The organism is Maribacter ulvicola, from assembly GCF_900155985.1.
In the GTDB taxonomy this organism is placed as follows: domain Bacteria; phylum Bacteroidota; class Bacteroidia; order Flavobacteriales; family Flavobacteriaceae; genus Maribacter; species Maribacter ulvicola.
The window spans coordinates 87,111-108,422 of sequence record NZ_FTMA01000004.1; the positions used below are offsets into that span (position 1 = coordinate 87,111).

Genomic DNA, 21,312 nt, shown 5'->3' on the forward strand with positions numbered 1-21,312 from the left:
ACCTAAAGGATTTGAAATATTTTTGATCCAGTGTTTTTGAAATACGCTTATAAATTTATTAAAATGCGAAAAATTATTTTTACCGTACTAGGTATTTTGCTAATAGTAGTATCCTTTTTTTTAGCGGGATATATTATTGAAAGTAAGAAAACATTTAAACCAAAATCAGAGAAAGTAGTCAAAACAGTTTTTACTGAGGTAGTAAAAAATGGTACTGTACCCATTATAGTTTCTGCAAACGGTAATTTAATTGCTAAACAGCGTGTTGAATTATATGCTGAGGTTCAAGGGGTATTCAAAAAAGGAAGTAAATTGTTTAAAGAAGGTCAGGCTTTTCGTCAAGGAGAGACTATCATCAATATTGATGCAAATGAGTATGCTGCAAGTGTACAGTCTGCAAAAAGTAACCTTTTTAATCAATTAACGGCAGTAATGCCCGATTTACGTTTAGACTACCCAGATATCTATTCTAAGTGGCAAGATTACCTTTCTAATTTTGATATGTCTAAAAGTACTCCGGCACTGCCAAAAATGGCTACCGAGAAAGAAAAGTTCTTTATATCTGGTAGAGGAATTTTAACGAGCTATTATAATGTTAAGAATTTAGAGCAAAGATTAGCAAAATATCGTATCACCGCTCCGTTTTCAGGTATTCTGACAGAGACATTGGTTACTGAAGGGACTTTGGTTAGGTCTGGTCAGAAGTTAGGTGAATTCATCAATACGGAAGTATATGAATTAGAAGTGGCAATTAGCAAACAATATACGGACCTATTGAAAGTGGGCGAGTCTGTAGAACTGACAAATTTAGATGATAATAGTACCTATAAAGGTAAGGTAACAAGAATTAACGGTAGTATAGATCAGTTAACACAAACGGTTAATGCCTATATAGAAGTTGATGATAAGAATCTAAGAGAAGGCATGTATCTAGAGGCAGATTTAGATGCTAAAAAAGAAGAAAATGCTATAGAGGTAGATAGAGGCTTGCTATTGCAGGGCAACCAGATTTTTATAGTTAGAGACTCGGTTCTTGATAAGATAGATGTAGCTCCCGTTTATTTTTCGGATAAGCGTGTTGTATTGAAGAATGTGCCGGATGGCGTTACTATAGTCTCAAAACCTATTAGTGGAGCCTTTACGGGTATGGCTGTAAAAATATATTCTGAACAACCAGAAAACAAGAAGGAATAATGCGTAAGCTGATAGAATATTTTATTAGGTATCATGTTGCCGTTAACGTAGTTGTAATTTCGTTTGCCTTATTTGGCATCGTTGGTGCAAAAGCATTGAAATCATCTTTTTTTCCTCTAACGGATTCTAAGAATATAGCTATTACCATTACCTATCCGGGCGCATCGCCACAAGAGGTAGAAGAGGGTATCGTTTTAAAGATCGAGGACAACTTAAAAGGTCTTGAAGGTGTTGATCGTGTAACCTCTACTTCTAGGGAGAATAGTGGTACCATTAATGTAGAGATTGAAAAGGGCGAGAATATAGATTTCATGCTTTTAGAAGTAAAGAATGCGGTAGATAGAGTTCCTACGTTTCCTACAGGTATGGAGCCATTGATAGTGTCCATTCTAGAAACTGTTCGTCAAACCATATCATTTGCTATTAGTGGTGAAGACATCCCATTGGCAACTTTAAAAAGTGTAGGTAGGGATATTGAAAATGATTTAAGGGCAATGAAAGGAATTTCTCAAATAGAAATTTCCGGGTTCCCAGATGAAGAAATTGAAATTGCCGTTAATGAAAATGATCTTTTAGCATATGGTTTATCTTTTTCAGAAGTAGCTAATTCGGTATCAAACGCCAATATTTTAGTAACGGGCGGTAATATTAAAACAGATGCGGAAGAGTATTTAATACGTGCCAATAACCGATCGTACTACGGCAGTGAATTGGGTAATCTTGTGGTACGAGCAGATCAATCAGGGAATGTCATACGGTTAAAGGATGTGGCGATTGTTAAAGATCGTTTTTCAGAAACACCAAATGCAACGTATTTTAATGGTAACTTATCAGTAAGTACTACAATTACCAGTACCAATAATGAAGATTTAATTGCGGCTGCAGATCAAGTAAACGAATATGTATTAGAGTTCAATGAAAAGTATAATAACATTACATTAGACGTTGTTTCTGATCAGTCTACCACACTTAATCAAAGAACACAGTTATTAACGGAGAATGCCATAATGGGTATGGTATTGGTCCTCATATTTTTGTCACTCTTTTTGAATACAAGATTGGCGTTCTGGGTAGCTTTTGGTCTGCCAGTTGCCTTCTTGGGTATGTTTGTGTTTGCAGGTTTCTTTGATGTGACCATTAATGTACTCTCCTTATTCGGGATGATTATCGTTATTGGTATTCTGGTAGATGACGGTATTGTAATTGCCGAGAATATATATCAACATTATGAAAAAGGGAAATCTCCTGTTCAGGCTGCGGTAGATGGCACAATGGAAGTATTGCCTCCAATTATTTCGGCAATTATTACAACTATTTTAGCCTTTTCCATATTCTTGTTCTTGGATAGTAGAATTGGTGAATTTTTCGGCGAAGTATCGGTAATAGTAATCCTGACCTTAGTAGTGTCGTTAGTAGAAGCATTGGTAATTTTACCAGCTCACTTGGCACATTCAAAAGCACTACAGCCAATAGATACCAAACCAAAGAGTGGGTTTGCAAATGCTTTTGCCAAATTAAGGGTCATCAATGAATTTGGTGATAAACTTATGGTTTGGATGCGTGATAACCTCTATACACCAGTACTACGTTTCTCAATGAACCATAAAATATTCATGTTTGCTGTATTTGCATCGGCATTTATATTAACATTAGGGTCTGTTGGTGGCGGTATCATTAGAACGGCATTTTTTCCTAGAATTGCCAGTGATAGGGTAGGTATAGAGTTAGAGATGCCAAACGGGACCAATGAAAAAATCACAGATTCAATTATCTCATTAATAGAAGAGAAAGCCTTAATTGTCAATAAAGAATTGACAGAGGAGTTTATGGAGGGGTCAGATAAGGATGTATTTAAGAATGTGATCAGAAGATTAGGGCCGGGCTCATCATCAGCTGTATTAACGATCAACCTGTTACCTGGAGAAGAAAGACCAGATGAGATTTCTGCGGATATGGTCACTAGTAGGTTAGAAGAATTGGTAGGTCCGGTTGTGGGTGTAGAAAGTTTAATTTATGGTTCTGGGGGCAACTTTGGCGGTTCTCCGGTTTCGGTATCACTACTTGGTAATAATATTGAACAGCTAAAAGCGGCTAAGGTAGAGTTAAAGAGCATTTTGACCAAGAACTCTAGGTTGAAGGATATTGCGGATAATGACCCGGCAGGTATTAAAGAAATTAGATTAACCTTAAAAGAGAATGCCTACTTATTAGGCTTAGATCTTCAAGCCTTAATGACCCAGGTTCGTGCAGGTTTCTTTGGGGTACAGGCGCAACGTTTTCAGCGTTCTCAAGATGAGATTCGGGTTTGGGTGCGTTATGACAGGGAGGAGCGTTCGTCGATCTCTAATTTAGACGATATGCGAATTGTAACACCGTCTGGTGATCGAGTTCCGTTAAGTGAAATTGCAGATTATACTATTGAACGTGGAGATGTTGCTATTAACCGTTTAGAAGGTAGAAGGGAAATTCAGGTATCTGCCGATATGAAAGATGTAAAGGATAGTCCAACGGAAATAATGACAGAAATCCAGAATGTACATATGCCAGAGATACAATCCAAATATCCAACGGTAAGCGCATCCTATGAAGGTCAGAATAGGGAATTGGATAAGTTAACGGGCTCATTGAAGTTGGTAGGTTTCACGGTGCTATTGCTCATTTATATCACCATCGCATTTACATTTAGAAGCTTCAGTCAGCCATTAATGCTATTGTTATTAGTGCCATTTAGCTTCACGGCAGTTGCTTGGGGCCACTGGATCCATGATTTTCCGATCAATGTACTATCCATATTAGGTATCATTGCTTTAATAGGTATTATGGTGAATGATGGTCTTGTGCTCATTGGTAAGTTCAATTCAAATTTACGGGAAGGTATGACCTTTGATAATGCCATTTTTGAAGCAGGAAAGTCAAGGTTCAGAGCAATTTTCTTAACATCGATAACCACTATAGCAGGTTTGGCGCCTTTAATGTTAGAGACCAGTAGACAGGCACAATTCTTAAAACCAATGGCTATTTCTATTGCCTATGGTATTGGTATTGCTACGGTACTTACCTTATTGATGTTGCCATTGTTCTTATCCTTCAGTAACAACTTAAAATCTCAGAATTTATCATTGGCATCTGGTCATAAGATTACAAAAGAAGAGGTAGAAAGAGCTATAAAGGAAAGAAAAGAGGCTCATCATTTAGAAGGTCATTCGCAAAAAAGCATTGAAGGTGGCTCACATCCACATAAGAATATAGATAAGTTATAATGAGTAAAGTAAGATTCATCATATTATTGGTATTGCTACCGGTTCATGCAGTTTTAGCGCAAGAGAGAACACTCTCTAAAGAAGAAGCTGTGGTTAAGGCTTTGGAGAACAATTTTGGAATAGAGATAGCTAAAGGTCAAGTTGCTATTGCAGAAAATAATGCAAGCGTTCTAAACTCAGGGTATTTACCAACGTTAACAGGTACTGCAAATGCCACATATAACAATAACGATACAACTACGGAATTTCCCGGTCAATTTAATGATGACGGTAGTGAAAGGGGCAATATTTCTATTGATGGCGCAGAAAGCCAAAGGTACAGTACGGCATTAAACCTAAATTATACCTTGTTTGACGGTTTGGGGAGGTTCTATAATTATAAAAGATTAAAAGAACAGTATCAATTAAGTACGTTGCAAGCCCGCGAGACTATAGAAAATACCATGATCCAAATGTTCACGGTATATTTTGAAATAGCTAGATTAACGGAAAATAAAAATGTGCAAAAGCAAGCCTTGGAAATTTCTAGGGATAGAATAACCAGATCGGAGTATTCCTTTGAATACGGACAAAATACAAAATTGGATATTTTGAACGCTCAGGTAGATATGACCAATGATAGCATCAATTTATTGAATACAGAGCAGCAATTGGCAAATGCAAAGCGCGATTTAAATGTGGTGCTAAATCAAGATTTAAATTCGCAATATGCGGTAGATACAACAGTGGTATTTATTCCTAAATTTCAAATAGAGGAATTTATGGAAAAGGCTATTGCCAATAACGTAGCGGTTTTACAGACCAAAACTAATTTAACTATCAATGCATATGATATTAAGGTAAGCAAATCTGGTTATCTGCCAACCATAGGCCTAACGGGTTCTTACGGATGGAACAGAAACCAAAATGCACCATCGGCTTTTTTGACAGGAGCTGTTTTTCCTGGCACCAATTCTAATGTAGGTAACTACTCGTTGGGTGCTAGTCTTACTTGGAACCTCTTTGATGGTGGTAGCACTACGGTAAGTGTTAAGAATGCGAAGATTACATATGCTAATCAAGAATTGTTGCGCAAGCAGGTAGAACTAGAAGTTAGTAGAGACATGCAGAATGCGATGGCATTGTATGAGAACCTTTTAAAAATATATCAAATTCAAGAACAGAATGTATTTACCAACCAGAACAATTTTGAGCGTTCTAAAGAGCAGTTTCAACTGGGTAGTATAACATCGATCGAGTTTAGACAGGCACAGATTAATTTATTGAATGCACAGACCAATAAGAATTTGGCTAAGTACGATGCAAAATTGGCAGAGCTTCAATTACTACAACTTACAGGTCAATTATTAAATATAGAATTGTAAGAAGTAGGTTAAAAGTTTTTAATCTCGATGATCGAGTAAATTAATTAAGGAAAAATGTATAGCAATAGAACAAATGGCGAGCTTATAGAGATTCTGGACCAACATGCATTGCTCACTTTTGAGGCACAGTTAAGTTTGCTAGATGAGCTAAAGCAACGTGCCGTTGTAGTTGATTTAAGTGGTTTAGAAGCTACAATTGCCAATAAGCGTGCTGAAATCAACAATCTAGAATATTTAAGGGATTTTGGGTTTCAGGCAAATAAATCAGCAGACGGGTTGGTGGTAACCAGAACACAAAAGGCACTATTAACAGATGTGTTGGCTTTAATTGTAGGTCTCTTGGTATTCATGTTAGGTATTTATGGCTGTATAAACTTAGTATATACTTTTATAAACGGTGATGAGCTAGATGTATTTACGTTGGCATATAAGTTTGCCATGGCTGCTTTGATTTTTATAGGTATTAGCTTTTTCAGCGGCTTGCAACGTTTGTTTGATTTCTACGGATTTGAATTGCGTAAACTCAACGGGTCGGTAACTTTAAAAAAACGTTTTGATGTAAAGTTAGAGGAGGTCAAAGTAAACCCAGCGGACATTCATTTAGATACGGATCAAGACATACTTTCTTTAAAATTGGGTCATGATACTATTTTCACTGCCAATGGCGGTAATTTAATACAGTCCTTAACTTTAAAGGAATTAGCCAACGAATTAAAAGCATAACCAGTTACCATGTTCGAGCATTATTTTCAATGTCCGTATTGCTGGGAAGAAGTATCTATGCTTCTGGATCCTTCCGTTTCACAACAGACCTATGTAGAAGATTGCGAAGTGTGCTGTAACCCAATTGAGGTGACGCCGCAGTTTCAAGAGAATGAACTCACCGGTTTTAATGTTCAGAATATAGAGCAGTAGCTATTCGGGTATGGCGATCTTGCCACCAAAGGTATCATCCTTATCCACAGATTTAGGATTGCCATAAACGGTAATGGCTCCGCCGGCCTTCACTTTGGCAATAACAGCTTCACTGGCATAGACCTCGGCACTACCACCAGAAAGAACAATAACGGTGCTATTCTTTGTCTTTAGACCTTTGTTCAGAAGTTTGCCACCGGTATTGATCATCACTTCTTGGTTGCTACTAGTACCCGATAATTTAATTTCACTACCACTAGTACTTTTTGCGGATACATTATTGTAGGCAATGTTTAAGGTGATGGTACTGGCATCTTGCGCCTCTATTGCCAAATCAGTACCAATGACTAATCCTGTAGAAATAATTCTAGAGTTTTTGTTCGCATCTATAACTGTTAGAGCTTCGGTATAATAAAGTTTAAGATTTAAAATGGAACTTAAAACAGATTCTCCTGAGCACATTTTTAAGCGCAAACGACCGTCATTTTCGGTGATACTTAAATCCTTTTTATTCTCATCGGCAATTTCAATTTTATTTTCTTCCCCTTTTACAAGGGTAACGCTAATTCTATCGTACACTCTAAGCTCTGTGTATTTCGCTATAGGTATAGTTGCGTAGTTTTGGGCAACAGCGGTCAACGTAGAACATAAGATAAACGAAAGGAGTAAAAATGATTTCATGTAGTATTGGCTATTTGGTAGTACAAAGTTAAGGTACAAATGACTGTCTACCACAAAAGGGCAGAAGTGGATTTTACTTGTGATATTATTTTTGATTTTTAAAACTAATAGGTTCAAGCAAAACACATGGGCTGTTCAATTGTTTTTAAAAGGAGCCTAGCAGGCTTTCAGAAATGTAAGGAGAACAGGTTTAGTATATGCTTCCATACAAACTCCTTTTTAAAAGTTAAATAAGGTCTTAAACAGACATAGGTTTTGCAGTTTTGTTATCTTAAACAAGCATTTTGCACATTGTTTTATTTATGAAGAAGAAACATCTTTTAGTAGCCATTTTTGTTATTGTCGGTATAGTGGGTTTTGCTGGTGTACAATACTTTCCCACGGCAGAAAGTGTGGTTATACCTGAAACTATAGATTCAGTTGCTTCACGTAGAGATCTTCGCAGAAGTTTTTTCGATAAACGAGAGGTATTAGTGGTCTATGGCGCTAAAGATTCAGTATTACTACATCAATATAAAAATATGCTTGAGGAGCTTTCTAAGCTAAAAACTACCCGTTCATGGCGTAATGTTAAAGTAAGCCATGTAAATGTAAATGAGGTCACTAAAGAAGTGCTTAAGAGTTCAATCATATTTTTGGTAGGTGCTGTAGATGAGCATCCGTTGATTAAAAAATATTTGGGTGATACTCCTTTTCAGGTATCGTACTCGGAAATTAAGATAGGATCCAAAAAAGTACCTAATAACAGTTCGGTATTGGGGGTGAGTTTTTATCCGAGTCCTAAAAACCCAAAAATTCCTTTTAGCTTTTTGACAGGTACCAATGCCCAAGAAGTATTTTCATTATTTGAAGAAAAAGTAAGGGAAAACGGACTGGCATTCTACCGACAGAGTTTGGAGTATGAAGTATATGAGAATAAAGAGCGGTTGGTTATGGGCAATTTTAATGCTAATTGGGGAATTGAAGCTTCCACTTTTTTCAATTTTGCTACAGGTACCAGAGTATTGTTAAATACCAATGAATTTAAATTCAAAGACCACCAAAAAGCCATTCAAGAAACAGATATTCCAAATCTAGAAGCGGCGGTTAAGGCATCAAAAACGAAGATTATTAATTTTGTAGGTAGCAATAACGTCCCCAAAATCACGTATAATTTTTATACCGGTACTGAAGAAAAGGGCTTAATGACAGGTAATACCGATCATTCTACTTTTGATACGGTTACAAATTCTGTTCACACCATAGTCAATAAAATTTATGCCAATAATAATATAGGTAGGGATAACGCTTTGTTACTACACCACCTAGTTGGTGAGAGCAATAAAAATAGCATCACATTAGGGCTGCCCATTTATTTTACGGAAACCTGGCAAATGAAGGGGTATAAATATTGGGCTGCAAGATTGGTAGAATCTGAGAATACGTTTACGGTGTCAGAGTTATTGAATAATTCTTTTTTAGAGATGGAATCTTCACTGATCAGGGATTGTATGGCAGGTGCGTTCACGGATTTTTTGATGACAACTTGGGGGAAAGATGCATACTTAAAGCGTTATAATACGGTATCATTAACCCAAGGAGAAGAAAAAACGCTAGAAATAAAGTGGCAGAAGTATTTAGCGGAATTACCAAAAGCACATCCGAAGAAAAAAACGGAAAAGAAAAAGTTACCCTATTTAAAAGGCTTCAATTTTGCACATGAAGGCTACGGTATTTACAATGGCTATGGTTCTAAAAAGGCAACAGAATCTTTATTGAAACAAAAGAATATGGGCAGTAATGCTATGGCAATTGTGCCGTATACGGGCATTAACGAAATCAACACACCTACACCCTTGCACTTTAGTAATAATGCTGGTAGTGAGAATGATGATGCCGTGGTGCATGCGGTTTCTATGGCAAGTGATATAGGTATGTATACATTGCTAAAACCCCAAATTTATGTGGGGGGTAGCTGGCCGGGCGGTATAAATATGCCTACAGACGCCCAATGGAATAAGTTTCATGATTATTACTACAGGTGGATCCGCCACTATGCATTCTTAGCAGAAATTTATGAGATAGATGCCTTATGTCTTGGGGTAGAGTTTACCAAAGCCACATTATCACAGCCCGATGCTTGGCGAGCTATGATCAAAAAAACACGTGCACTGTATTCTGGACAACTGACCTATGCCGCCAATTGGGGAGCAGAATTTGAGAAAATAGAATTTTGGGACGATTTAGATTTTATAGGGTTGAACTCCTATTATCCGTTGAGTAAAAAAGATGAGCCTACCAATGAAGAATTAAGCCTTCGGTTCAATACGGTAAAAACGAAAATTAAAAAGGTATATGATAAATTTAAAAAGCCTATCGTATTTACAGAAATAGGCTTTAGAAGTGTAGACACTCCATGGAAGAATCCGCATGCAGAGGCAGATGAGACTATTAATGAAGAAGCACAACGCAGGTCTTACGAGATTATTTTTAAAGGAATACAGGATGAGCCGTGGTGCCAAGGTATACTTTGGTGGAAATTTCCTAGCTATATAGAATACCGTGGCGAGCATAACAATGCCTTTACGCCCAACAATAAATTAGCAGAAGAAACAGTGCGTAATTGGTTTGCCAAATAGGTAGGCGTTCATCTGCTATGCACTGAACGTAATGCGGTCCGTAAGGTAAAAGCATTTGACTTTACCTGATAACCAAGATTTAAATGCTCCTAAGCTTGCCTCAATATTATGTGTCTGTATTACGGAATAGTACTTATTTCGTTCAGCCTCCATTGTCCGTCCTTGATTTTTATAAATGAGAAGTTATGCTGACCACCTTCAAAGAATGCGGTAGGTAATGTAGTAGTGACCAGAATATGGGCGTATGTTTTGCCTTCTGTTACTTCTCTGACAATAATCGTTTCATTTTCTTGAAGGATGTTTATGAATTGGGGATTAAATAGAATGTCATAGTCATTGGCTATAAAACTGTCAATGGGTATATAGATGAGGTTATCATAAATTTTATTATAATAAAGGGCGTCATTTTCTCGTAATAAGCTCATTTTTTTCATCTCGGATGGTGTATTCTCCAAACAATCATAACAACGTATTGTCTCACCGGATGCTTTTTTAAAGGCCACTTTATCATTTATCTCTAAATCTCTTAGAAATTGAGACCACATTTTCGACACTTCATTATTGGGCAGTTGCTTTTCTTGTTTGCATGAAAAAGAAGTAATAGTGAGTAGAATAACAAATACGTTGAGCGTCAATTTCATAAAGTACTCTTTTTTATTTTTTGCTAAAACTTGTAATAAATTGCCTAAAAATGCAACTTGTAGATGAATTTGACCATCATTTTACTTCAAAATAGGCAAAAGCGCCAAAACACCTGAAAACATACAAAATGAAATTCTTAAAATACTTTTTATTGATTATTGGAATATTAGGTTTAGTGGCAATACTATTAAATGGCCTTTATTTTAAAGATGCCTCTAGTAGTAATTTGGGTAGCTTTATTGGCTATATATAGCCCTTCAGATTCAAAAAAATGATAACCTGGCTATGTTCAAAAACGAAAACCCTTTAACGTAATGCGCCAATGCAACACGAAAGAAGCTCAGTGATATTAAGAACAAAACAAGAACCAGCAAAGCGCATAAAGCAAGCGAAGAGCGTATATCGCGGAGCGAAAATCCACTAATTCACTAGCAAACTAGTTCACTAACCACTAACTACTAATTCACTAACTAACCATCTAATCATCAATCTCCGCATCTGGTAACTCCAAAATTGTTGATGTCGATAACGAGTTTCCGGCGATTCCTTTTATGGAACCAAAGAGCACGTTTATATTTTCTTGAACACCCCAAATTTGCTTCTCCCTAACCGCAAAATTCTTATAGGCCGCTTTCTTTTCATAGTTCAGTTGTTTGATCATAGCATCATAGTTTTCAATAATTCTATTAATATTCTGTACAAACTCGTTACTGGTCAGGTAAGAATAGAGGAGCTCCATTTTATCGCCCTTATTTTCATCAGACGATTTAATGGATTGAGTTTTTAACAGTAGTTCACGCAATACTAGAGACACACTTTTCACCTCATTAAATCCGCAGATCCACACGCCGTTTTTCTCTCCAAAGCGTTCCATATCTGGTGGAAAAGTTTCCGTTACGATTACCGCAATATCAGCTTTGCAATTGATCTGGTCCTGTTTTAGTTTATTGATCCAATCGTTAGAAAAGTTTTTGGTACGCTTACTCTCATAAACGATAGAGCCACAAGTCTGTTGAAGCGAGTTGATTACGGTCTGTATACAATCTGCACCACGAATACCTTTGCCTACTTCATCAATAGTATCAAAGGGGTAGGTGTTTCGTAACAATTCTTCAAGAGCCAGTTCCTGAATTTCACCCTGCATTTGCATAGAACCTTGCTCGGCTTTACGCTTCATTTCATCAATAAGTTTTCTTTGGTCGTCAAGTTGCTTTTGGTATTCCTTTTCTTTTAAGGCCATAGCCTCGCGTTCTTTAGCTTTGGCTTTTTCCTCAATAATGGTTTGTTTCTCTAGCAGCTCTTTCTGAACGTTCATTTTAAGGTCCTCTGCCTTTTCTTTTAGTTCATTTTCACGTTTCAGTAAATCGATCTCGTGAGAACGCAAGGCCCTGTTCTCCTCTTTCTTTTTTTCGTTTTCCTGTTGCAGGGCACGAAGCTGTTGCTCAAAAGATTCGTTCGTCTGCTTTTGTATTTTTTCGGATTCTTTGGCAAGACGTTGTGCTAGCTTCTCTTTAAAAAGCTCGTTCTCTTTTTCTTTCTTCTTTTCGAATTCTTCAACTTCCGCTTCAAGTTTTCTACGTTCCTTATTAAATATTTCTGCCTGCTCAGCAACCTTACGTTCATACTCCGCTTTAAAATGTGCCTGCATTTTACCGGAAAGTGCCTCTTCAACATCAAACTCATGAGCACAATTGGGGCATTTAATCTTATCTACCATTTTCAAAAATCATTTGTAACTATAAAAATACAGAACCCAAATTAGGCATACAATCTTTAAGCGATAATCGCAATGTAAAAATGCGCTACTATTTCTGTGAACTGACAATTGTCATAGATTAAAAAGCGGTTAGAATTTATTTTTACATCAAATTAAATGACCAACTTATGACGCTATTAAATCTTCCTTTAGTAAACTGGGGACACGGTGTAATTTTAATCTCCATTTTTGGGGTGGTTTGTCTTGGGCTAGTACTTGTAGTATATAGCTTAATGAAAAACGACAAGAAGAAGCAAGAGTAGTATTTTTAGGCTACTTATTGATACAGTACATACCGTGGTGGCGTAAGTCCGTTAAGCCGCATAGCAACTAACATTTGCCCTCTATGGTGTGTAATGTGGTCTGCTAAAAGCATGCTTATTTGCCGTTTAGATCGCTCCAGACCAAAATAATCTAAATGGTCATCTAGTTTGTTGGCATCAAATTCCTGTAATAGTTTAATAGCTTCACTAAATGTTTGATCAATACGTACCATCATTTCATCCTTTGTTTTGTTGGCAGGTTTAAAAATGGTATCCGTTTGGTACACGCGAGCCTCACGACCACCTAAAAGCGATTGACTATGCCAATCTAGCGCAAAACCAATATGCATTAAATTTTCGGAGAAACTTAAAGATTCTGGGGTGACTTTATAATCATATTTTTCTTCTGGCATCATGTCAGCGACCAATAATAAGTATTTCCGGGAGTTCTCTAAACGCTCCACGAAATCTGATAAGAATTTGTTTTCTTGAGCTCGTAACTGGGAAGAGGTTAATAGAGACAAGGTGATGATAATGATATTTTTCATGTTGATTGATGATTTAATGAATACTACTAATTTACTCTATTTGTTGCACTGAACAGCCATTTTTGCGCTCTTCTTGGGATACTATCCAAGCATTGATTACTTTTTGGTCTAAGTCATTTTTTTCATTTGGCACTACTAGGTCTATAGTTGCAATACATTCTTTAACAATGGTATACGTTTCATGTTCCAATAAATAACCGTTTACATACACCGGGTTGTTCTCTTCCAAATTAAAAAAAGCATTGAGATCAGCTTGTGTTTTAGAAGGTATCTTCTTTCTTAGTTGTGCAAACAAAATACCATTTGCCGTTAGGTTATAAAAATCATGAGACGCTCTTATAGGTTTATCCTTTATCACTGCTATTTCTTCAATATCTTCCTTTGAAGTGAAAACATTTATATTGACGATAATATTCGGATCAACCAAAAATATTGGGCAATGGATCTGTGTTGCTTGCGGAAGGTTATTGATTCTGTTTTGGGCTTAGGCGATAAAGGAAATTAAGAAGAAAAGGATTATGGTGAGTGGCGGTTTCATGGTAGATGTAACGGTTTGAATGAAAATTGTAAGTGATTAAAATACAATTACCGTCCGTTCTAGCTCTTAGCCAAATTTATAATTTTAGTATAGCCTTTTTATTTGATCGTCAAAGTGTAAATGTATTGGACTTTGTAATATGTACGATATTAGGGTTTCATACTTATCCTTTATTATTTTTATACCTTATTATGGTGCGTATTTTATTCATCATATCGGAAAGTTTTCTCTCCTTAATTCACTTTTTTCTTGTTCGTTAAAGTTCTTTCTAATCATTTCTATTCTTGTCTGGTTTTCCTTTTTCTGTCGTATCCAATGGTATAAATTTCCAATTATAGATTCAGGCAAAAACCAAAGACCTTCAGGGTTAAGAGTTTTGTTGTAACGAAAGGATTTCCACTCATCTGTTCTGTCTTTTTGTCGGGTTCTAATTCTACCCAAGGGACGTTCTTCATCAAAAGCCAAGTACCAAGCATCAACAATGTCTTGTTGGATTTCGTCAGGTAGTTCTTCAATCCTATCTCTTAATGCACTATTAAATCTGTTTTGGAAATTGGCTTTGTTAGGGTTTTCTCTTTCTAAAATATCGTTAATAAATCTTGTTGCAGTATCTATTGGAGTTCTGCTTTTTGAAGATAAGTCTAGAATTTCATTTATCCTCTTCATTATGTCTAATTTCTTTCCTGATTTATTGGCTTTTTTGACTCCTTGTATCCAAGTTCCTAGACGAATACCTTTATATTCATAACGTTGACTTAATCCTATATTTTCTCCTTCATCAACTGCTTCTTGTAACAACTTTAACTTAGTGTCATTTTTCCATTCTTGCCATAATTTATGTGCATCACCAAAATAAAATTGCTCCTTTTTTAGAAAGTTTTCGTGGTCAATTGGAAGTATTTTGTTCTTGTAATATAATTTTTGTTTTAAGTACCAATTATAAAGTGAAGGATTCTTATAATCTCTTGGTACTGTTACGCTATATTTTTCTCCCTTATCACGATTTTCTGCTTTAAATTCTTTAAATAACTCAAAGAAATCAAGCCAAGAGTTTAAGTAATCTTGAGTTATCGCTGGGATATAATTCGAATCATAATTGTTTGAAAAAGGTTTTGATTCAATTTTACCAAAAGAACCTTTATCAAATTTTAGTTTCTTTCTTTTAGCAAAAGTTTCTTTATTCGACTTTACAAATTCAAACTCAGCATTTGTTTTCGATTCAGGCCATATAAACCCTGATTCTTCCAAGTCTTTTAAAACTTTTTGTGTAAGTTTTAGTACGTTCTTATCTGTACCATTCAGAATAGGCTCGAAATATTCTTTAAATTGTCTAATTAACTTTTTACCTTGCTGATTAGTCTTTGAGAATTCAAAAAATGTAGACGCTTCTATATTGTCAAATAGACCAAAACTTGTTAAGTTTGAAGAACCTGTAATAAATCGATAATTATGTTTTCCTTGAAAAAAATAGATTTTGGGATGAAACATTATTTGGTCTTCTGTACAGAAAATCCAAGTTTCAATATTGTTATCGATTAAAAACTGAAGAGCTTCTCTAGAAGTCCCTTTTGGTACAATCCCAAGATAGAACTTTAAAGACTTAAACTTCTTTGAAGCTTCAAGCAGTTCTTTCTTAATTCGGTTAATCCCTGACATTTTTGTAAATGCAGAGAATCCAACAAAAGATGAGTAATCATCATTTTTAAAGGAATCAATCATAAAGTGTCCAACCGTATTGGTATGGTCTTTATGAAGTCCGTGACCTAAAAATTCTACTCTCATTTCTTTTTTTTATATGTACTACAACGTATCAGTAAGTTTACAAATACACATATTCATGAATATTTAGGTAATGTGTAATGGTTTCGTCTAAATTGCTGGGGTAGTGCACTTTACATGACACTGCAATATAAAGAAGTTACGGTATGTTTTATTACGGGTTTCCGTAAAACGGTCAGAAAAATTGAAAGTGATTAACTGCGCTGATTATGAGAAGATTATAATTGAGAGTAGAGCGTCTAAGAATCCAACCCTTTGGTCCCCTCACAAGAGGGGAGGTTTTGGTTTTTGTTTGCAATTTTTTTGGGTTGAGAGATTTGTTTCTTTAAAAGTTACTTCGTCTATTTTACCTTAAATGTTTATTCAAAGTCAGAAACTGTTCCCCTCTTGGGAGGGGCTGGGCGGGTGTTTTAGGTTAGTGCGCTGTTTTAGCAAATTAATTTCTCATTTCGGTTACTAACTGTTTTGTAGCATTTTTTATAAAAATTTCTAATTCATTTCTTTCTACTCCTTCGTAACCTTTTTTATCATCATTTGCTTTCTTCTCCCTCTCTCTTCGTAGTTCGCTCATAGATTTAGAAATTACACACCCGTTTGTGCATGGAGTGTAATTAAATTTATAAACGCCGGCGAATTCATTTGAATTTATCACAACTACTTTGAATTCAACCGATGCCCCATATTTTTGGTAAGAGTGTGACAATTCAATTCTTTCTCGATTTTTTTGGTCATAATATTTATTAGTTTCATACATGACTTGAGGATTTAATTTAGTTAATTCAATAATTAAGTCAGTATCAGATTTTTCTTTAAGTTGTTTATAATCAATATTATTTTCATCATTTTCTATAATCTGATTAAATAGTTGTCTGTCTCTAACTATAAATCCACTTGATAAAAGTTGATTTTCGATTGCATTAAAAAGATAATCATTATTGTCTTCTTCTGTAACGTTCATTGAAGATTCATTAACTCTTAAAACAACTTTTGGGTTTTTGTTTTCATTTAAAAAATGTTTCAATGATTCTGTTCGTATGATATCGTCGTCTTTTTGAGAGAACTTAAGTGTCTTAGTCACTGCGCAGTTTGTAAGGAGCAAACAGGAAAGAGCTAATAAATAATAGTGATTTTTCATTTTAATTTCTGTTTTAATAGTTTCAATAATATTTATGGATATAAGCACCGAAATAGATTTCAGTGTTATTTAGACATTTTGAAAAAACTCAGTAAAAGGAGTTAATCTCTTTTGTACCCGCAAAATAAAGACCTTCAATTTGCATTTTCTTACGGGTTTCCGTAAAACGGTCAGAAAAATATTTAGGTTGCCTGCTATGGGGCGTGGAGGTTTATAATTGAGAATAGAGCATCTAAGAACCCACCCCTTTGATCCCTTCACAAGAGGGGATGTTTTCGTTTATGATTGTGGGTTTTTTGCTTGCTTGGGAGTTTCGTTTCAACAACAGCTATTTGGTATGTTTTATCTAATTAATATCATACAGGTCAGAATCTGTTCCCCTGCCTAGAGTAGAGGTTTTCGTTTATGATTGAGGATTTTTTGCTTGCTTGGGAATTTGGTTTTTATAGGAGTTACTTCTTCTTTATCTAAAAAGCTTATTTCAAGTCAGAATCTGTTCCCCTCTCGGGAGGGGCTAGGGGTGGGTTCTTTATTCTATAATTTCATAGTCAATACTAAGTTTTCTAAAAGCTCTTAAAGCTGAACCGGAGTTTTTATCGCCGATTTCAATATCTACCGCATCACCTTCTAACAATATATCTGTAAGTTCACTGGCGAGCGAATCACTAATGTTCAATGAAATCTCGGAAATACATTGCGCTATCGCTCTTTTGTCCGGTTTTGCTGCATCACATGATAATAAGTTTAATTTCATAGTTATAATTTATACATGCAAGATACCAGTGTTGGGAGAGGTAATGCGTATTGGTATGTAATTATTCAATTTTGGTCATCTATTGTTCCCTTTTTTTTTTTGGGAGGGCATCGGGCTAGGTCATTTGTGAGTTGGAATAATGTATGCATAATCGTGTTTTAGAACTTGGTGAGGGCTACTTTGTTTTTAAACCCTGAACACCTACGAACCCATCCCTTTGGTCCTCTCCCTAGAGGAGAGGCTTTCGTTTCTGATGTGAGTTTTTTAGCGAGTAAAGATTTTGGTTTATAAAAATGTTACATCGTCTATATTACCTTAAATGTTTAATCAAAATCAGTATCTGTTCCCCTCTGAGGATAGGCTAGGGGTGGATTCTTGTTCTAATTTCTCAATTAATTGTTTTAACTCATTAATAACTAACGGCAAGTTATTTTTTACATCAGTATCTAAAAACCTTACAGCAGTTATACCAAATGATTCAAGACGAGTTTGTCTTCGTTTGTCTTTTTCTGGATGCCCTGGCTTAAAATGAATACTGCCGTCTACCTCGATTGCTAGCTGAAGGTCTTTGCAATAAAAGTCAACAATATACTGGTCAATAGGTATTTGTCTACTAAACCTCTGACCCAAGTTTCTACCTTTAATTTCTCGCCATAGGGCAATTTCACCAAAGGTCATGTTGTTTCGTAATTCCTTAGCATACACAACTAAATAAGGATGGTATGGTATAATCTTTCTCATCTTTGACACTAACTCGTTATTCCTTATTTAAATAGATAGTTATGGGTTTTGTGTAATTATTACTTGAATTTTATTTTTCATTCTTATAAATAATTCCGTTTTTCATAACAAACTTCACATTCTCTAAAGTAGAAATATCATCAATAGGGTTTGCATCTACTGCAATAATATCTGCCAGTAAACCTTCTTTAATTTCGCCACGATCAGTAAGTCCTAGCATTTCTGCACTATTTGTGGTGGCGGTTTTAATTGCTTCTTTAGCGCTCATGCCGCATTCCATCAATGCTGTGAATTCAATGGCATTTTTACCGTGAGGTATAATAGGAGTGTCCGTACCAAAAGCAATTTTGACATCTGCTTTTATAGTTTTTATAAGGTTTTGTTTGGCAATAGGCATTACATAGTTTGCTTTGCCTGCCATTACGGGATCCATTTTATCTATCATAGGTTCTATGATAGTAGCTAGACCTCTTGTTGGAACTAAATACACACCTTTTTCTTTCATTAGTTGAATGCCTTCATCATCTATAATTGATCCGTGTTCAATAGAATAGACACCAGCTCTTATTGCTTCTTTAATACCCTAGGTACCATGTGCGTGGGCAGCTACTTTAATATGATGTCTAGAGGCTTCATCTACAATGGTTTTCATTTCTTCGTTGCTTAGCTGTTGAGCTCCGATGGCATCTTCCATAGAAAGAACACCTGCAGTAGCATGCATTTTAATAAATTTCGCACCATGTTTGATTTGATATCTTACAGCCTCAATAGCATCATATTTTCCATTGATGATTCCGTCGTTAGGTCCGACAGTTACTAATCCTTCAGCTAAACCCAAAGAAATATCACCGTGTCCGCCATTTATAGAAATCATATGACCCGATGGAATAATTCTAGGTGCAGCAATCATCCCTTTGTCTGAAGCTTCGGAAACCGCAACATCGATAAGTTCTGGAGTAATATGTAATTGCCCTATACTTCTTATTGTAGTGAAACCTGCCATTAGTGTTTTTTCGGCATTGACCACAGCCCTAACAGTTCCTTGACTAGCACTTTCTTTATAGACATAATCCCAACTACCTTTAAAATCGCCATCTAAATGCACGTGCATATCCATAAGCCCCGGTAATAGTATCTTGCCCGTTAGATCCACTGTTTGAATACCTTTAGGTAGGACCTTCGGATTAATGGATTTTATAACTCCATTTTCAGTATGAATATAAGCAGGAGAGATTATTTTACCTGTTCTAACATCTAAATACGAATCTGCTTTGATCACTATAGATTGGGCATGAATAGAAATTATAGAAGTGAACAATAGTACTAGTAATAAGAGGTTTTTCATTTGATATATTTGATTTTGATGGTCTTTGTTTGAGCTGGATCATTTTATATGAAAGTAGTGAAAATTAGTTGTTTACGTTGCTTTTTTTATTGAATAAGTATGTGAATATTATCGCAGCACCCACTCCCTTTGTTGCACTCTCTTGAGGGGCTAGGCTTGGGTTGGTTGTTGGTTCCAAAGATTATCAAAAACAAAAAAAACCGCTTTAAAGAAATGTCTTTAAAGCGGTTTTAATATCAATTGATGTTTATCTATTTATACAAAGAGCAAAATAATGGTTAGCACAATACCACCTAACGAGAAATACAGTCCTTTTTTAAACACGGTAGTTTTTGGCATAAACCTCCAAAAAAATGAGACTACGAAGAATAATAGTGATAGTCCGAAAAATATGTTTAGAAAATACACGGGACTATTGGTGGTTACCTTGTGTAGGTGTTCCATTTTATCTAAAATAAAAGGAAGCTCCATCTTTTTTGTAGTAGCTTTACCGGTTGCAGTATGGTACTCACCTTGTTTAAGTAAATAACATCATCTTCTATTTTCTCGGGTTTTACGCCTCCTTTAATTCTTAATGCCCTACTAAGTTCACCAGCTTCTAAATTTGGCTTTAACTGTTGTTCTATGATTTTTTCGCTTTTTAGAAAACCTGTATTTCTATAGATCATTATAATTCGGCAAATGGAATACATTGCCATTATACCAGCTTAAAAGAAGCCTAGATAAGGGTGAATAATTCTCATGCGTAAACTTGTGGTCATTCGCATTCTATATTTTTTAATCGTTGGTGTTCTATGTGCAGAACAGCCATCTATTTTTAGAAAGGACTGGGACAGCTTTTGTGATAAAAGGTTTAATGGAAAGTACCTAAAAAAGAAAACCCCAAAGAGAAAAATCTCTTTGGGGCTGTCTCCGTTGGTTGGTTGTTGTATTTATTTAAAACCTATTTCTTTTAGCCCATCATGACTAATTTTAATAGCATCTAACGGTTTTAATCCGTCAAAAGTCCTATCCTGTTCAACCATGTAGTATTTCATACCTGATAGCGCTTTGTTAGCCAATATATTTTTAAATCCAATAGACCCTTTGCCAACAGGGGCAAATCTACCTTGCTCATCCATATCCTTAACATGCCATATTTTAAAACGACCTGGGTATTTGTTGAAATAGGCAATAGGGTTGGCACCAGCTTTAGTCACCCAGAATAGATCCATTTGAAAATTCAAGTATTTAGGGTCTACGTTTTCTAATAAATAGTCTATTGGAACAATACCTTCCGCGTTTTTCTTGAATTCAAAATCATGATTGTGGTACAATAATTTTAATCCTGCCTTATTAGCTTTCTCACCTAATGTGGTTAAGATTTTCGCGAATTCTTCTAGGGTACCGGTCATTCCCATTGTTCTGTCTTTTTGGTTATAAGAGAACATGCCCATTGGAGGAATAGGAACTACAAAGTATTTAAAGCCAGCGGCTTTGGCATCGGTCATCATTTTGTCTGCATTGTCTAAAGTTACAGCGCTTTGGTGGGTACTAATGGGTTTTAATTTAAGGGACTTCAATAGATCCTTGAAATCTGCCGGAGTCATACCATAATATTTACCGTCTTTATAACCTGCCGCTTCTATATTTCTGTAGCCTGCTTCTGAAACCGCTTTTAAAGTTGCTTTGGCATCTGTGCCCATATCGTCTCTAACGGTGTAAAGGGCTAAGCCGCCAAGTTTTTTTTGAGCGTAAGTGGTGACCGTACCGAACATAAAAGCTGCGAGAACGATACAT

General features: G+C 35.8%; 18 protein-coding genes and 1 pseudogene. 7 read left to right on the plus strand and 12 right to left on the minus strand.

Going from position 1 to position 21,312, the window contains the following annotated elements:
* Nucleotides 1-63: 63 nt before the first annotated feature.
* The 5 genes from BW936_RS12555 to BW936_RS12575 are packed head-to-tail and all read left to right on the plus strand — an operon-like array spanning nt 64 to nt 6,733.
* Complete coding sequence (locus BW936_RS12555) at nt 64-1,194, plus strand: efflux RND transporter periplasmic adaptor subunit (RefSeq protein ID WP_076548751.1); 1,131 nt, start codon at nt 64-66, stop codon at nt 1,192-1,194.
* Nucleotides 1,194-4,454 carry an efflux RND transporter permease subunit gene (locus BW936_RS12560; RefSeq protein ID WP_076548752.1) on the plus strand — a complete coding sequence of 1,087 codons (3,261 nt, stop codon included), beginning with the start codon at nt 1,194-1,196 and terminating at the stop codon, nt 4,452-4,454. The genes BW936_RS12555 and BW936_RS12560 overlap by 1 nt, the downstream gene beginning before the upstream one ends.
* On the plus strand, nt 4,454-5,818 hold the full coding sequence (locus BW936_RS12565; RefSeq protein ID WP_076548753.1) for a TolC family protein: 1,365 nt from the start codon (nt 4,454-4,456) through the stop codon (nt 5,816-5,818). The genes BW936_RS12560 and BW936_RS12565 overlap by 1 nt, the downstream gene beginning before the upstream one ends.
* 54 nt (nt 5,819-5,872) lie before the next feature.
* On the plus strand, nt 5,873-6,541 hold the full coding sequence (locus tag BW936_RS12570; RefSeq protein WP_076548754.1) for a hypothetical protein: 669 nt from the start codon (nt 5,873-5,875) through the stop codon (nt 6,539-6,541).
* Nucleotides 6,542-6,550: 9 nt separating this feature from the next.
* Nucleotides 6,551-6,733 (plus strand): CPXCG motif-containing cysteine-rich protein, encoded by a 183-nt coding sequence (locus BW936_RS12575; RefSeq protein WP_076548755.1) that lies wholly within the window; start codon nt 6,551-6,553, stop codon nt 6,731-6,733.
* On the opposite strand, the gene BW936_RS12580 is transcribed toward BW936_RS12575, so the two are convergent.
* The gene (locus BW936_RS12580) at nt 6,734-7,414 is read right to left on the minus strand and encodes a head GIN domain-containing protein (RefSeq protein WP_076548756.1); all 681 of its coding nucleotides are present in this window, start codon (nt 7,412-7,414) and stop codon (nt 6,734-6,736) included.
* 302 nt (nt 7,415-7,716) lie between these two features.
* Between BW936_RS12580 and BW936_RS12585 the strand changes: the two genes are divergently transcribed.
* Nucleotides 7,717-10,032, plus strand: coding sequence for a glycoside hydrolase family 113 (locus BW936_RS12585; RefSeq protein ID WP_076548757.1), 2,316 nt, complete (start codon nt 7,717-7,719; stop codon nt 10,030-10,032).
* A 119-nt stretch (nt 10,033-10,151) separates the two neighbouring features.
* Here BW936_RS12585 and BW936_RS12590 read toward each other — a convergent pair whose 3' ends face one another.
* On the minus strand, nt 10,152-10,673 hold the full coding sequence (locus BW936_RS12590) for a hypothetical protein (protein WP_076548758.1): 522 nt from the start codon (nt 10,671-10,673) through the stop codon (nt 10,152-10,154).
* Nucleotides 10,674-11,152: 479 nt separating this feature from the next.
* Entirely contained in the window at nt 11,153-12,391 is a 1,239-nt protein-coding gene (locus BW936_RS12595; RefSeq protein WP_076548759.1) for a DUF2130 domain-containing protein, read from the minus strand.
* A gap of 167 nt (nt 12,392-12,558) precedes the next feature.
* Between BW936_RS12595 and BW936_RS20060 the strand changes: the two genes are divergently transcribed.
* Nucleotides 12,559-12,693: a hypothetical protein gene (locus BW936_RS20060; protein ID WP_262494002.1), complete on the plus strand. Its 135-nt coding sequence runs from the start codon at nt 12,559-12,561 to the stop codon at nt 12,691-12,693.
* 14 nt (nt 12,694-12,707) lie between these two features.
* On the opposite strand, the gene BW936_RS12600 is transcribed toward BW936_RS20060, so the two are convergent.
* From BW936_RS12600 to BW936_RS12640, 9 genes and pseudogenes are all read right to left on the minus strand, one after another.
* Nucleotides 12,708-13,241: a DinB family protein gene (locus tag BW936_RS12600; RefSeq protein WP_076548760.1), complete on the minus strand. Its 534-nt coding sequence runs from the start codon at nt 13,239-13,241 to the stop codon at nt 12,708-12,710.
* Nucleotides 13,242-13,272: 31 nt separating this feature from the next.
* Nucleotides 13,273-13,668 (minus strand): hypothetical protein, encoded by a 396-nt coding sequence (locus tag BW936_RS12605; RefSeq protein WP_076548761.1) that lies wholly within the window; start codon nt 13,666-13,668, stop codon nt 13,273-13,275.
* 321 nt (nt 13,669-13,989) lie between these two features.
* Nucleotides 13,990-15,561: a phospholipase D-like domain-containing protein gene (locus BW936_RS12610; protein WP_076548762.1), complete on the minus strand. Its 1,572-nt coding sequence runs from the start codon at nt 15,559-15,561 to the stop codon at nt 13,990-13,992.
* Nucleotides 15,562-15,994: 433 nt separating this feature from the next.
* Entirely contained in the window at nt 15,995-16,693 is a 699-nt protein-coding gene (locus BW936_RS12615) for a hypothetical protein (RefSeq protein ID WP_143744144.1), read from the minus strand.
* A gap of 529 nt (nt 16,694-17,222) precedes the next feature.
* Nucleotides 17,223-17,447: a hypothetical protein gene (locus BW936_RS12620; protein ID WP_076548764.1), complete on the minus strand. Its 225-nt coding sequence runs from the start codon at nt 17,445-17,447 to the stop codon at nt 17,223-17,225.
* A 333-nt stretch (nt 17,448-17,780) separates the two neighbouring features.
* Nucleotides 17,781-18,188 (minus strand): endonuclease domain-containing protein, encoded by a 408-nt coding sequence (locus BW936_RS12625; protein ID WP_076548765.1) that lies wholly within the window; start codon nt 18,186-18,188, stop codon nt 17,781-17,783.
* Nucleotides 18,189-18,258: 70 nt separating this feature from the next.
* Nucleotides 18,259-19,533: pseudogene (locus BW936_RS19945) on the minus strand (amidohydrolase family protein).
* Nucleotides 19,534-19,982: 449 nt separating this feature from the next.
* Entirely contained in the window at nt 19,983-20,231 is a 249-nt protein-coding gene (locus BW936_RS19950) for a hypothetical protein (protein ID WP_244156224.1), read from the minus strand.
* Between the two features lie 234 nt (nt 20,232-20,465).
* Nucleotides 20,466-21,290: a sugar phosphate isomerase/epimerase family protein gene (locus BW936_RS12640; protein ID WP_244156229.1), complete on the minus strand. Its 825-nt coding sequence runs from the start codon at nt 21,288-21,290 to the stop codon at nt 20,466-20,468.
* Between the last annotated feature and the right edge of the window lie 22 nt (nt 21,291-21,312).